Here is a 13,552-nt window from a genome sequence, read left to right on the forward strand (position 1 = left end):
CAGGGCGTCACCCTCGACGTGGGCGACCCGGACGGCGAGGCCGAGCCGGTCGGCGAGCGCGTCGATCGCGGCGGCCAGCCCGGCCGGGTTCAACCCGCCCGCGTTGGTGACGATCCGTACCCCCCGGTCGAGGGCGGTGCCGAGACACCCTTCGAGCTGGCGGAGGAAGGTCTTCGCATAGCCGAGACCGGGGTCGCGCAGCCGGTCCCGGCCGAGGATCAGCATGGTCAGCTCGGCCAGGTAGTCGCCGGTCAGCACGTCCAGCTCGCCGCCGTCGAGCATCTCCCGCCAGGCGGTGGACCGGTCGCCGTAGAAGCCGGAGGCGTTGCCGACCCGCAGCACCCCGGTCACCGGACGACCGTCCCGGCCGCGCTCGCGCGGATCGTCCGGCCGGGGGCCGGCCGCGTGCACGCCTCGGCGGACGGCGCGTCGGGCTGGTCGGACTCGTCGGTCGGGTAGACGAGCGGTGCGGTCGGGTCGACCATGGTGCCTCCGGTCGGGTGGGCCGGTGAGTACGGGTCAGGTCGGGTCGGCGTCGTGGGGCTGGTCCGGTGCCGGCGCCGCTCCGGGGGCGAGCAGGGTGGCGAGCTGGTGTTTCCAGGTGCGCAGCAGCGCGGTGCGCCGGGCCGAGTCGTCGTTGAGCAGGTTGGCCACGCCGAGCCCGCGCAGCAGGTCGAGGGTGGCCTGCACGGCCTCGCGGACGCCGGGGCGGCGCTCGTCCACGTCGAGCAGCGCCACGGTGAGCCGGTGCATCTCCCGACCGACCCGCGCCTCCAGCGGCACCAGCGCGTCGCGCAGCTCCGGGTCGGTGCGGGCGGCCACCCACAGCTCCAGCGCGGCGACGAAGAGCGGCCCGGTGAAGGCGACGCCGAGCAGGTCGACCACGCGGTCGAGGCGCTGTGGCCCGGCCGGCAACGCCTCGGCCTCGACGCGTAGCTCCTCGGCGCGTCGCTCGGCGAGGTGGGCGACGGCGGCGGTGACCAGGGCCGCCTTGGTGGGGTAGTGGTGCAGTTGGGCGCCCCGGGAGACACCGGCGTGGGCGGCGACCACGGTCGTGGTGGTGCCCGACCAGCCGTACCGCACCAGGCAGTCGACAGTCGCCTCCAGCAGCCGGGCCTGGGTGGCGCGGCTGCGTTCCTGCTGCGGGACGCGGGTCGACGGGGTGGACACGGGAACAGCGTGCCGTTGCCGAAACAAACAGTCAAGCCTGACTTTTTTCTGCTCCGGGGTGACCCCGGCCGGTGCCGCCGGTCCGTGCCGGTCGCTGGTCCGGCGCCGGTCGCCGGTCAGCGGCCGTCGCGCGGGGCGAAGGCGGCGAGCGCGTCGAGGTCGCTGTGCCGGGAGCGCAGGTACTCGTCCGCCCAGGCGGCGGCGTCCGGGTAGGCCGATTCGGCGGCGACCCGCGCACAGGCCGCTTCGACGTCGAACCCCGTACGGCGCAGCTGCACCCCCGGACCGAGCAGCGCCCAGTACGCCCCCGGCCCGCCGTACGGCATGCCCACGCTGCCCGGATTGACCACCAGGCGGCGGTCGACCAGCCGGGTGAACGGCATGTGGGTGTGCCCGCAGACCACGGTGCGCACCTGCGCGGGCAGCCCGGCGAACACCTCGGCCCAGCGGGCCGGCCGGGAGTCGACCAGCACCACCTCCTCGTCGTCGCGGGGCGTGGCGTGGCAGAAGAGCACCGGGCCGAGGCCGGCGACCGGGAGGGTGAGCGTCAGCGGCAGCGCGCCCAGCAGGGCCACCTGGTCGGCCCGGAGCTGGTCGGCCGCCCAGTTCGAGACGTCGTGCTCCGACGGGTGGCCGGCGCGGGCCTGCACCAGCTCCCGGTCGGCGTTGCCGCGTACCCAGCGGACCCGGTCACCCAGCCCGGTCAGCAGGTCCAGCACCTCGACCGGCTGCGGGCCGGCCGCCACGTCACCGGTGACCACGATCAGGTCGGCGGCGGCCACCTCCGGCTCGGCCAGCACCACCTCCAGCGCGGGCAACGCGCCGTGGACGTCGGAGAGCACCGCTACACGTTCCAGCACCGGTCCAGGGTCGCGCCCGGCGGAGCGGGTTGTCGAGGGATTCTGCGCCGGGCAGAGCGGGCCGTCGCCGACCGGTCGACCGGGGCGGATGGAACCGGGCCGGAATGCCGACGAGCCAGGGCCGCCGGCGGGGGCGGTCCTGGCTCGGACGGTGAGGCGGTGCCGGTCAGACCCGGGCGCGGCGGGCGAGGCGCTCCGGGTCGAGGATGATGATGCTCTTGCCGTCCAGCCGCAGCCAGCCCCGCGAGGCGAAGTCGGCGAGCGCCTTGTTGACCGTCTCCCGGGAGGCGCCGACGAGCTGGGCGATCTCCTCCTGGGTCAGGTCGTGGGTCACCCGCAGCACGCCGCCGTCGCGGGTGCCGAACCGGCCGGCCATCTGGAGCAGGTTCTTGGCGACCCGGCCCGGTACGTCGGTGAAGATCAGGTCGGCCAGCGAGTCGTTCGTCCGGCGCAGCCTGCGGGCGAGCACCCGCAACAGCTGCTCGGCGATCTCGGGCCGGTTGTTCAGCCAGGGCCGCAGCGCCTGCTTGCGCAGCCGGACCAGGCGGGTGTCGGTGACCGCGGTGGCGGTGGCCGTACGCGGGCCGGGGTCGAAGAGCGACAGCTCACCGACCATGTCCGACGGGCCCATCACCGCGATCAGGTTCTGCCGGCCGTCGGCTGCCCGCCGCCCGACCTTGATCTTGCCTGACAGGAGGATGTAGAGACTGTCGCCGGGCTCGCCCTCGTTGAACACGATCTCGCCCTTGCGGACGTCGATCGTCTCCATCTCCTTGGCGAGCGCCTCGGCAGCCTCCGGGTCCACACCCTGGAAGATCCCGCTGCGGGCCAGTACCTCGTCCATCGCGCACCTCCGGTTGCGCGTTGCCGTCCCTCGGCCGGGTCCGCCGTCCGCTGATCCCTCGCGCGCCGCCAAGTCTAGGCGCATGTGAGGACGAATCAGAGCTGCACCCCTGGAATCTTGATCGTTGGGCGTAACCTCGCCGACGCGGTCGGGCACTATGATCGTCCGCCCGAACCACCTGGTCACCGGGTCGGCCACCGCCGGTCGTAGGGTGTCCGGGTGCTGAGCGACCCGGTGCTGACCCACCGCCCCGAGGACGGGTGGGACATTCCGGTGCTCGTGTGGCGGGCCGGCGTCCCGCTGCGGGCGGTCAGCTCCGGCCCGCTCGGTGGCGGCGTCGGCCCGCGCAACTGGGTGGTCAACGCGACCGTGCCGATGTCGTACCACCGGGACGACCCGGCGGCCCACCTGGCCGCGCTCGCCGACCGGTTCGACCTCGACGGGCCCGGGGTCGGCCTGCTCACCGGCGTCGACGTCGCCGAGGTGGTGATTCGGACCGACACCGGGGTCCGGGCCTGGGCCACCGTCGGCCTCGGCACCCCCCTGTGGGCCGCCGCCCCCGACCCCGCCCACGCCCCGGCGCAGCGGGTGGGCACGGTCAACATCGTGGTGTACGTGCCGACGGCGCTCGGCGACGCGGCACTGGTGAACGCCGTGGCCACCGCCACCGAGGCGAAGTGCCAGGCGATCGGGGAACTGGGCCTGCCGGGCACCGGCACGCCCACCGACGCGGTCACCGTGCTCTGCCCGACGGGCGACCCGGTCGAGCCCTACGGCGGACCCCGGTCGACCTGGGGCGCGCCGCTCGCCCGCGCCGTCCACGCGGCCGTGCGGGACGGCGGCGCGGTGCCCTGCGTCCCGTGGTCGCAGCGGCGGACGGGCTGAACTTCCGTCCGATCGGCCCGTCGTCGGTCGATTCGCCACCCGGTAGCGTCGCGGGCGATGTACTCTGCCGCCTTCCTCCAGCCCCGTCCCCGCCGCCGCGTCGCGCTCGCCTGCGGCGCGCTGCTCACCGTGCTCCTCGCCGGCTGCGGCCAGTCGTCCGACAGCCCGGACCCGGTCTGGCGGCCGGGCGGCGGCGGTGGCACCACCGGTTCCCCGGTGCCGACCACCGGGGCGGCCGACAAGACCGAGGCGATCACCCTGTCGGCGACCGGGGACATCGTCATGGGGATGGCCCCGTCCCGGCTGCCCGCAAACGGCGGCAAGGGCTTCTTCGACGAGGTCAAGGGCGCGCTCAAGGCCGACCTCGTGATGGGCAACCTGGAGGAGCCGCTCACCACCGACACCGGCACCGGCAAGTGCGGCGCGAACTCCAGCAACTGCTACCAGTTCCGGGTGCCGCCGGAGTACGCCGGCCACCTCGCCGACGCCGGGTTCCAGCTGCTCAACCAGGCCAACAACCACGGCTACGACTTCGGCCCGCAGGGCTACGAGAACACCCAGCAGGCGCTGGAGAAGCACGGCCTCAAGCACACCGGCGCACCCGACCAGATCACCGTGGTCGAGGTCGAGGGGGTGAAGGTCGCGGTGGCCGGCTTCTCGTCGTACCCGTGGTCCAACAGCCTGGTCGACATCGACGCCGCCAAGGGGGTCGTCGAGAAGGCCGCCACCATGGCCGACCTGGTCGTGGTGCAGGTGCACATGGGCGGCGAGGGGTCGGACAAGACCCGGGTCCGCCCCGGCACCGAGATGTTCCTCGGCGAGAACCGGGGTGATCCGGTGAAGTTCTCCCACGCCATGATCGACGCAGGGGCCGACCTGATCGTCGGGCACGGCCCTCACGTGCTGCGCGGGATGGAGTTCTACCAGGGCCGGCTGATCGCGTACAGCCTGGGCAACTTCGCCGGGGGCGCCCGGTCGCTCAACCCGACCGGCCGGCTCGGCTGGGGCGGGGTGCTGAAGGTGTCGCTCAAGCCCGACGGCAGCTTCGCCGGTGGCTCGTTCACCTCCACCCGGATGAGTTCGGTGGGCAAGCCGGGGATGGACCCCGCCGGGCAGGGGCTCGGCCTGGTCAAGCAGCTCAGCACCAACGACTTCCCGCGTACCGCCGCCCGGTTCGACGGCAAGGGGAAGATCAGCCCGCCCGACGCCGGCTGACCGGGGGCGTGCTCCGGCGGCCCGTCGGGGCGGCGACGTAGGCTGGCCGGCGTGACCATCAGCTCTCCCGGCCGGGTCGAAACGGAACTCGGCCGTACCCGGCGCGCCCGGCGGATCGGCCGGGCGCTGACCGAGGCGCACCCGGACGCCCACTGCGAACTCGACCACACCACCGCGTTGGAGCTGGCCGTCGCCACGATCCTCTCCGCGCAGTGCACCGACAAGAAGGTCAACGAGGTCACCCCGAAGCTGTTCGCCCGCTACCCGACGGCGGCCGACTACGCCGGGGCCGACCGGGGTGAGCTGGAGGAGCTGATCCGGCCGACCGGGTTCTACCGCAACAAGACCGACTCGCTGATCAAGCTCGGGCAGGCCCTGACCGAGCGGTACGACGGCCGGGTCCCCGGCCGGCTGACCGACCTGGTGACGCTGCCCGGGATCGGCCGCAAGACGGCCAACGTCATCCTGGGCAACGCCTTCGACGTCCCGGGGATCACCGTCGACACCCACTTCCAGCGGCTGGTGCAGCGGTGGGGGCTGACCATCCAGACCGATCCGGTCAAGATCGAACACGAGATCGGGGCGATGTTCCCGAAGCGGGAGTGGACCATGCTCTCCCACCGGATCATCTTCCACGGCCGGCGGGTCTGCCACGCCCGCAAGCCCGCCTGCGGGGCGTGCACCCTGACCCGGCTCTGCCCGTCGTACGGGCTCGGGCCGACCGAGCCGGCCGCCGCCGCCAAACTGCTCAAGGGCCCCCGCGCCCGGGACCTCGCGGTCGCCGCCGGGGTCGACCCGGAGCTGGTGCCGGCGCAGGCCGCCGCCGCGGAGGCACCGTGAAACCCCGGCTCGCCGCGCTGCTCGTCCCGGTGCTGCTGGCACTCGCCGGCTGCACCGCCACCACCGGCGGGGAGGACCCCGCCGCCGGCCCCACCCGCGCCGCCCGCCCGTCGCCGTTCGCCGACTGCGCCACCCTCACCACCGCGCCCGGCTCCACCCCCGCGCCGACCGGGTCCGCCGCCGGCAGCCCGCTGCCCGAACTGGTGCTCTCCTGCTTCACCGGCGGAGCCCCGGTGCAGCTGCGCGACATCCACGGCCCGGCCGTCATCAACGTGTGGGCCTCCTGGTGCCCGCCCTGCCGCAAGGAACTGCCGGCCTTCCAGCGGCTCAGCGTCCGCGCCGCCGGCCAGCTCCAGGTAATCGGGGTGAACAGCCGGGATAGCCGGGACGGCGCACAGGCCATCGGCGAGGACTTCGGCATCCGCTTCCCGGTCCTGTTCGACCAGGGCGAGGCCCTGCAACGGGAGCTGCGCCGCACGGCGGTGCCGCTGACCCTGCTGGTGGACGCGCAGGGGCGGATCAGGCACACCGACACCTCCGGCGCGCTCGACGACGCCCGCCTCGCCGACCTCGTCCGCCGGCACCTCGGCCTGGTGGTGCCCGCGTGAGGCCGACCGTCGGTGCCGGGTCGACCCGATGAACCGCCGTCCGCCGTCCTGGTTCGATCCGCTGCTGGGCCGGCTCGGCACCGCCCGGGCCGAGGACTTCACCCGGCTGACCACCCCCGAGCAGGGCGGCCGGGAGAGCGCGGTGCTGGTGCTGCTCGGCGAGGAACCCGGTGTCGGGCCCGACGTGCTGGTCCTGCAGCGGGCCGCCACCCTGCGCAACCACGCCGGCCAGCCGGCCTTCCCCGGCGGCGCGGCCGACCCGGGGGACGCCGACGCGCGGGCCACCGCGCTGCGCGAGGCCAACGAGGAGGTCGACCTCGACCCGGCCAGCGTGACCGTCCTCGCCGAACTGCCCAGGCTCTGGATCCCGGTCAGCGAGTTCGTGGTCACCCCGGTGCTGGCCTGGTGGCACAGCCCGCACCCGGTGCACCCCCGGGAACCGGCCGAGGTGGCGCACGTCGCCCGGCTGCCCGTCGCCGAACTGGTCGACCCGGCCAACCGGATGCTGGTCCGCCACCCCAGCGGCTGGACCGGCCCGGCGTTCTCCGTCCGGGGGATGCTGGTCTGGGGCTTCACCGCCGGGGTGCTCGCCGCGCTGCTGGAGATGGCCGGGTGGACCCGCCCGTGGCCCCGGTCGCGGGTGGTCGACCTGCCGCCGACCGGCGCCACCCCGGCCCCCTCCGCCGGCACCGACAGGGCCGACGAACTGGCCGGCCCGCTGACCTGACCGTCACGTTCCGCAGCCGCGACGCCGCACGGGTGTCCGGTGCACGTACCCTTGACCGGTGTCGGCCGTGGATCTCGTCCTGCTCCTGCTCATGCTCGTGTTCGCGATCAGCGGATACCGTCAGGGCTTCGTCATCGGGGCGCTGTCGTTCTCCGGGTTCTTCCTGGGCGCGCTCATCGGCCTTCAGCTCGGGCCGATGCTGGCCCGCCAGTTCATCGACAGCGGGACGCGGGTGCTGGTCAGCCTGGTCGCCGTCTTCGGGCTCGCCGTCCTCGGTCAGGCGTTGGCCGGCTGGCTCGGCTCCCACCTGCGCCGCACGATCACCAACGACGTCGCCAAGCGGGCCGACGACATCGGCGGCGCGTTCGTCTCGATCCTCGCGGTGATGCTGGTGGCCTGGCTGGTCGCCGTGCCGCTGGGTTCCTCGTCGCTGCCCTGGCTGGCCGCCTCGGTCAAGAACAGCGCGTTGCTGACCGTGGTGGACCGGGTCCTGCCCGACCAGGCCCAGGAGCTGTCCACGGCGCTGCGCGACACCGTGGACACCAACGGGTTCCCCGACGTCTTCAACGGGCTGGGCCGTACCTCGGCCCGGCAGGTCGCCCCGCCGGACCCGGCGCTGGCCGGCTCGCAGGTGGTGGCGAACAGCCAGCGGGCGGTGGTGAAGGTGCTCGGGTCCGCGCCGAGCTGCTCGCGCCGGATCGAGGGTTCCGGTTTCGTCTACGCCGACGACCGGGTGATGACCAACGCGCACGTCGTCGCCGGCACCCGCTCCGTCGCCGTCGAGCTGCGCGGCGAACGGTACGACGGCGTGGTCGTCGTCTACGACCCGGACCGGGACCTCGCCGTGCTGCACGTGCCGGGGCTGCCCGGTCCGTCCCTGCGCTTCGCCGCCGGGCAGGCCGGCAGCGGTGCGGATGCGATCGTGCTGGGCTTCCCGCTCGACGGCCCGTACGACGCCCGCCCGGCCCGCATCCGTGACGTCGACCGGATCGAGGGCCCGGACATCTACAACGCCAGCAAGGTCAACCGGGAGATCTACACCATCCGGGCGCTGGTCCGCAGCGGGAACTCCGGCGGGCCGCTGGTCTCCTCCAACGGGCTGGTGCTCGGGGTGATCTTCGCGGCGGCGGCGGACGACCCGAACACCGGCTTCGCGGTGACCGCCGAGGAGGCCCGGCCGGTGGCGCTGGCCGGCGCGGAGCGTACCCGGGGCGTGGGTACCGGCGACTGCACCTGAGCCCCCGGACGTGCCCCGACCGGCCGGGGCCGGGGTGCCGTTTCACCGGCGCGGTGGGGCGGGCGGGGGTCAGCCGCCGGCCGGCGCGGTGGCCGGGGCGTCACCGCCGGCCGGGGTGAGGCCGGGCAGCTTGGCTCGACCCCAGGTCAGCGACCTGTCGAGCACCGCCCGCGCCATGATCGCCACACAGGTGCCACCGTTGACGAAGGACGCCACCACGTCGCTCGGGTGGTGCATCCCCCGGTACATCCGGGTCAGCGCCACCCCGACCGGGACCAGCACCAGCAGCGTCCACCAGGTCACCTTGCCGGCGGTGCTCCGGGCCCGCAGCGCCAGCAGCAGCGCGATGCCGACATAGAGGGCGACCGCCGCCGAGGTGTGCCCGGACGGGAAACTCGACGTCGGCGGCGAGACGTCCATGTGCTCCACCGCCGGCCTACGCCTGTCGATCGCCAGCGTGGTGAGCAGGAAGACCAGCGCCTGGGCGGACACCGCCGCGCACAGGAACAGCGGCTCCCGCCAGCGGTGCAGCACCAGCCGGAGCACCAGCGCCACCAGCACGGTGACCACCACGATCAACTGGGTGCTGGCCAGCGTGCTGAACACCAGCGAGACGTCGTTCCACCCCCCGGTCCGGTCGGCCGCCAGCTCGCGGTTGACCGCGTCCTCCACGGTGAACGGCCAGACGTCGTCGAGGACCCGGGTCACCAGCAGCCCGAGCAGGACCATGAACGAGAGCAGCAGGGTCACCGGAAGGAGCACCCGCTTGGCGACCTGCGCAGCGATGGCGGACATGGCCGCCCAGTACCCGGACCGGGAGGCCGCTACGCGTGCGGGTCGGTCAGCTCCGGCGCCACCCCGTCGACCGTGGCCCGGCCGGCCGGCAGCCCGACCCGCTCCCGCCAGGTACGGAACGCCGCCGCGGTGGCCGCCACCACCGCCACCCCCAGCAGGCAGCCGGCGAGCACGTCGCTGGCCCAGTGCACGCCCAGCGCCACCCGGCTCAGGCAGGTCACCCCGACCAGCAGCACGGCCACCGTCCACAGCGCCACCCGCGCCGCCGGACGACCCCGGGTGAACGGCAGGAACACCAGCAGCAGCACCCCCGCCGCGAGGGTCGCGTTCAGCGCGTGCCCGGACGGGAAGGAGTACCCGGCGGCCCGCGCCACCGGATCGAGCAGCTCCGGGCGGTCCCGGCCGACGAGGAGCTTCAGCACCGCCCCCAGCGCCCCGCCGGCGACCATCGTGGTGACCACCCAGAGCGCCAGCCGGCGGGCCCCGCGACGCCACAGCCACACCACCACGACCAGCGCGGCCACCCGCAGCGGCCCCGGCGAGGCCAGGTGCGTCCACGCCGTCATCGCCCGCACCCACAGCGGATGGTCGGCGGCGAACCGGTGCAGGGCGTCGGTGACCGCCGCGTCCAGGTCGTGCAGCGGTGGCCAGGCCCCGACCACCAGCACCGCCAGCAGCGAGAACGGCACCAGCACCAGGAACGCCGCCGCCGACGCCAGGGTCAGCCGCAACCCGAGCGAATGGTCCCGGTCCAGGCGGCGGTCCCGCCAGGACCGGCCCGACGGGGATACGGAGGTACGCCGACCGGAGGCACTCATGCGACCTGCTCTACCCACCCGGACCCACGATCAGGCCCGGTTAGTGACCCCGCAGCCGGAACCGGCGGACCATCATCGCGAACCCGGTGACCAGGGCCGCCACGACGGCGACACCCGTCCACAGCCGACGGGGGGCGTCCTCGTCGGCGCCACCGGCGGGCTGTGCCGTCCACCGGGTCTGCTGGCGGGGCGCGGTGAACCCGAGCGGGTCGCTGCCGGTGCCACCATCGCGGGCGTCCTCGGCGGAGCCGGGGGCCGGCCCGAACCCGACCACCCCGGGGGAGTCGTTGTCGTCCAGCGGGTTGTGGCCGATCAGCGGCACGTCGGCGGTGAGCGCGGCCACCGGGTCGACCAGGCCGTACCCGAAACGGTCGTCCCGGCCGACGGGCCCGATGTCCTTCGCGGTGCTCAGCAGCCGGTTCACCACGTCCCCGGCGGACATGTCCGGGTAGCGGGCGCGGACCAGGGCGGCGGTCGCCGTCACCAGCGGCGCGGCGAAGCTGGTGCCCTGCACGCCCCAGTAGTTGCTCGGCGGGCGGGCCCCGACCAGGCCGGTCGCCGGTGCGGTCAACGTGGTGGCGTGACCGGTGATCGAACCGGACCAGAGGTTCTCGCTGTCGCGTTCCAGACCGGCCACCGCGATCACGCCCGGCTCCCGGGCCGGGTACCAGACCTTCGAGGTGGTGGACGTGGCGACGTTGCCGGTGCAGGCCACCACCACCACGTCCCGGGCGAACGCGTAGTCCAGCGCGGCGGCCAGGGCCGGGCTGTCGCCGCTGCCGCCCAGGGACAGGTTGATCACCCGGGCGCCGTTGTCGACCGCCCAGCGCACGCCCTTGGCGACGATCATCGCGTCGTCGTACCGGTTCTCGTCGTCGAGCACCCGCACGGGCAGGATGCGTGCGTCCGGCGCGAGCCCGACCACGCCCCGCCGGTCGTCTCCCCGCCCGGCGATCAGGCTGGCCACCGTCGTGCCGTGCCCCACCGGGTCCGGCTCCTCACCGCCGCCCGGAGAGACCAGGTCCATGCCGGGCAGCACCTGACCGACCAGGTCGGGGTGGTTGCCGTCCACCCCGGAGTCGATCACCGCCACCGTGACGCCACGCCCGGTCGAGGTACGCCAGGCGGTGGCCGCGTTCAACTCGTCGAGCTGGAACTGGTCGTCGCGGACCCGGTCGGCACGCGCCTGGGCCGGGGCGAAGTCGGGCTCGGCCAGCGGACTGCCGGCCCGCGTCCCGACCAGGGTGGACGACGACGGGGGCGCGGCGGACGCCGGAGGCGGGGCCGTGCCGAGCACGGTGACGGTGGTCGCCGCGACACCGAGCAGCGCCCGCCCGGCGAACCGGTGCAGCGCCGTCGGGGAGCCCTGCCGAACCCTGGTCACATCGTCAGCCATTCGTCACGTGGGACACATGCTGCTCGGAGATTACCGGTTCCGGCTGCCGACACGGCACGTTCCGGCACACCAGGATCACGGTGGCGGAAGATGAGCCAGTTGAACGAGGCGGACACCCTCGCGTCGGGTGACCAGCCGACCACGCCCCGCCGGCAGCGGGCCGGGACGGACCGCGCCGACGAGCTGCCCCTCGTCGGGGCTGCCGCTCATCACCAGCCCGGCGGTGGACAACTCCCGCAGCCGCTGCACCACCGGCTCGTACTGGGACCGGCCCGCGCCACCACAGCGCCGGGCCAGCACCAGGTGCAGGCCGACGTCGCGGGCCTGGGGCAGGTGCTCCTCCAGCCCGCGCAGCGGGTTCGCCGGGCCGCTGGCCACCAGGTCGTAGTCGTCGACCAGGATGAACAACTCGGGACCGGACCACCAGGAACGGTCCCGCAACTGGGCCGGGGTGACCTCCGGGCCGGGTAGCCGGCCGCGCATGTAGCCGGCGACCGACTCGATCAGCTCGGTGGTGTGCGCCGCCGCCGTGCCGTACCCGATCAGGTGGTCGGTCTCGACCGTGCCGAGCAGGCTGCGCCGGTAGTCGACCAGGATCACCCGGGCCTGCTCCGGGGTGAACCGCGTGACGATCGAGGTGGCCAGCGCCCGCAGGAACGACGACTTGCCGCACTCGGCGTCGCCGAAGACCACGAAGTGCGGCTCGATGGCGAAGTCGAGCAGCACCGGGCGCAGGTCCGCCTCGGCGATCCCGACCGGGAACGCCAGCCCGGTGCCGGCGGTGGTGTCCAGGTCGGCGTAGGGCAGCACCGGGGGGAGCAGCCGCACCCCGGGGGCGGGCGGCCCCGACCAGGCCCCCGCGACCGCCTTGACCAGATCCGCCGTGTCCCCGCCGGTGAGCTGCGGCAGGGCGGTGAGGAAGTGCAGGCTCTGCGCGGTGATCCCCCGTCCCGGCTGCTCCGGCACGCCGGCCGCCGCCACCCGCTTCACCACCGAGTCGGACGGGTCACCCAGGCGCAGCTCCAACCGGGACCCGAACAGGTCCCGGATGCCGGGCCGGAAATCCAGCCAGCGCACGGCACTCGCCACCACGTGCACCCCGTACGACAGGCCCCGGGTGGCCAGGTCGGTGATCAGGGGTTCCAGGTCGTCGTACTCGCCGCGCAGGGTGGCCCAGCCGTCGACGACGAGGAACACGTCACCGAACGGGTCGACGGGGGGCTGACCGGCGACGGCCAGCTCCCGCCGCCGCTCGCGCCACGCCGCCACCGACTCCACGCCCAGCTCGGTGAAGCGGCGTTCCCGCTCGGCGAGCAGGGTGGCGATCTCCCCGACCGTACGCCGGACCACCGTCGGGTCGGCCCGGCCCGCGACCCCGCCCACGTGCGGCAGCTCCCGCAGCGCGGTCAACCCGCCGCCGCCGAAGTCCAGGCAGTAGACCTGCGCCTCGGCCGGCGTGTGGGTGAGCGCCAGCGCGCAGACCAGCGTCCGCAACGCGTGCGACTTGCCGCTCTGTGGCGCGCCGACCACGGCCACGTGCCCGGCCGACCCGCCCAGCGCCAACCACAGCACGTCGCGGCGCTGCTCGTACGGCTTGTCGACCACCGCCACCGGCACCTGGAGGCCACCGTGCAGCTCCGGGTTGGCGAAGCCCAGACCCCGTTCGGGGTCGACGCCGGGCGGGCCGAGCAGCTCGTCCAGGGTGGGCGCCCGGTCCAGCGGCGGCAGCCACACCTGGTGCGCCGGCGGCCCCTGCCCGGCCAACCGGCCGACCAGCGTGTCGAGCAGGCTTCCCGCCTCGTCCTCGACGACCGGTGGGGTGACCGGGGCGGCCGGCTCGGGCACCGGCACCAGATGGGTGGAGAAGGTGAGCAGCCGGGCCGCCCCACCGGCCCCACCCCCGGCCGGGCCGCCGTGGCGCCGCAGCGGACCGGAGACGTACGCGGCCCGGAACCGGACCAGCGGGTCGGTGCCGGCGCGCAGGTAGCCGTGCCCGGGGGAGCGGGGCAGCTCGTGCGCGTCCGGCACCCCGAGCACCGTGCGGGACTCCAGCGCCGAGAAGGTCCGCAACCCGATCCGGTACGACAGGTGGGTGTCCAGCCCGCGCAGCCGCCCCTCCTCCAGCCGCTGGCTGGCCAGCAGCAGGTGGACCCCGAG

General features: G+C 74.5%; 15 protein-coding genes. 6 read left to right on the forward strand and 9 right to left on the reverse strand.

Annotation, left to right across the window (positions count from 1 at the left end):
- The 5 genes from ACOJTC_RS00270 to ACOJTC_RS00290 all read right to left on the reverse strand — a co-directional run.
- Positions 1–351, reverse strand: a 351-nt coding sequence (locus ACOJTC_RS00270) for an acyclic terpene utilization AtuA family protein (RefSeq protein ID WP_420115272.1), incomplete at its 3' end; no start/stop codon positions are given.
- Positions 348–485 (reverse strand): hypothetical protein, encoded by a 138-nt coding sequence (locus tag ACOJTC_RS00275; protein ID WP_420115273.1) that lies wholly within the window; start codon positions 483–485, stop codon positions 348–350. The genes ACOJTC_RS00270 and ACOJTC_RS00275, both read right to left, overlap by 4 nt.
- Before the next feature lie 34 nt (positions 486–519).
- A complete protein-coding gene (locus ACOJTC_RS00280) occupies positions 520–1,170 on the reverse strand; it encodes a TetR/AcrR family transcriptional regulator (protein ID WP_420115274.1) in 651 nt (216 codons plus the stop codon).
- 116 nt (positions 1,171–1,286) lie between these two features.
- Positions 1,287–2,030: a metallophosphoesterase family protein gene (locus ACOJTC_RS00285; RefSeq protein ID WP_420115275.1), complete on the reverse strand. Its 744-nt coding sequence runs from the start codon at positions 2,028–2,030 to the stop codon at positions 1,287–1,289.
- A 166-nt stretch (positions 2,031–2,196) separates the two neighbouring features.
- A complete protein-coding gene (locus ACOJTC_RS00290) occupies positions 2,197–2,874 on the reverse strand; it encodes a Crp/Fnr family transcriptional regulator (protein WP_067306583.1) in 678 nt (225 codons plus the stop codon).
- Positions 2,875–3,093: 219 nt separating this feature from the next.
- Between ACOJTC_RS00290 and ACOJTC_RS00295 the strand changes: the two genes are divergently transcribed.
- The 6 genes from ACOJTC_RS00295 to ACOJTC_RS00320 are packed head-to-tail and all read left to right on the forward strand — an operon-like array spanning position 3,094 to position 8,386.
- Complete coding sequence (locus ACOJTC_RS00295; RefSeq protein ID WP_420115276.1) at positions 3,094–3,759, forward strand: adenosylcobinamide amidohydrolase; 666 nt, start codon at positions 3,094–3,096, stop codon at positions 3,757–3,759.
- 57 nt (positions 3,760–3,816) lie between these two features.
- A complete protein-coding gene (locus ACOJTC_RS00300; RefSeq protein ID WP_204927063.1) occupies positions 3,817–4,974 on the forward strand; it encodes a CapA family protein in 1,158 nt (385 codons plus the stop codon).
- Positions 4,975–5,025: 51 nt separating this feature from the next.
- Positions 5,026–5,814: an endonuclease III gene (gene nth / locus ACOJTC_RS00305; protein ID WP_204927064.1), complete on the forward strand. Its 789-nt coding sequence runs from the start codon at positions 5,026–5,028 to the stop codon at positions 5,812–5,814.
- Positions 5,811–6,422, forward strand: a complete 612-nt coding sequence (locus ACOJTC_RS00310; protein WP_420115277.1) for a TlpA family protein disulfide reductase — start codon at positions 5,811–5,813, stop codon at positions 6,420–6,422. Before nth ends, ACOJTC_RS00310 begins: the two co-directional genes overlap by 4 nt.
- 28 nt (positions 6,423–6,450) lie before the next feature.
- On the forward strand, positions 6,451–7,149 hold the full coding sequence (locus ACOJTC_RS00315) for an NUDIX hydrolase (RefSeq protein ID WP_204927066.1): 699 nt from the start codon (positions 6,451–6,453) through the stop codon (positions 7,147–7,149).
- Between the two features lie 58 nt (positions 7,150–7,207).
- Positions 7,208–8,386, forward strand: coding sequence for a MarP family serine protease (locus ACOJTC_RS00320; protein ID WP_088643850.1), 1,179 nt, complete (start codon positions 7,208–7,210; stop codon positions 8,384–8,386).
- 69 nt (positions 8,387–8,455) lie between these two features.
- On the opposite strand, the gene ACOJTC_RS00325 is transcribed toward ACOJTC_RS00320, so the two are convergent.
- The 4 genes from ACOJTC_RS00325 to eccCb form a co-directional block, all read right to left on the reverse strand.
- Positions 8,456–9,181: a phosphatase PAP2 family protein gene (locus tag ACOJTC_RS00325; protein ID WP_420115278.1), complete on the reverse strand. Its 726-nt coding sequence runs from the start codon at positions 9,179–9,181 to the stop codon at positions 8,456–8,458.
- Between the two features lie 29 nt (positions 9,182–9,210).
- The gene (locus ACOJTC_RS00330) at positions 9,211–9,999 is read right to left on the reverse strand and encodes a phosphatase PAP2 family protein (RefSeq protein WP_420115279.1); all 789 of its coding nucleotides are present in this window, start codon (positions 9,997–9,999) and stop codon (positions 9,211–9,213) included.
- A 40-nt stretch (positions 10,000–10,039) separates the two neighbouring features.
- Entirely contained in the window at positions 10,040–11,395 is a 1,356-nt protein-coding gene (gene mycP, locus ACOJTC_RS00335; protein ID WP_420115280.1) for a type VII secretion-associated serine protease mycosin, read from the reverse strand.
- 75 nt (positions 11,396–11,470) lie between these two features.
- Positions 11,471–13,552 (reverse strand): type VII secretion protein EccCb (eccCb, locus tag ACOJTC_RS00340; protein ID WP_420115281.1); only part of this gene is annotated, 2,082 nt, incomplete at its 5' end.

Source organism: Micromonospora sp. (genome assembly GCF_048594385.1).
GTDB classification, from domain to species: domain Bacteria; phylum Actinomycetota; class Actinomycetes; order Mycobacteriales; family Micromonosporaceae; genus Micromonospora; species Micromonospora wenchangensis.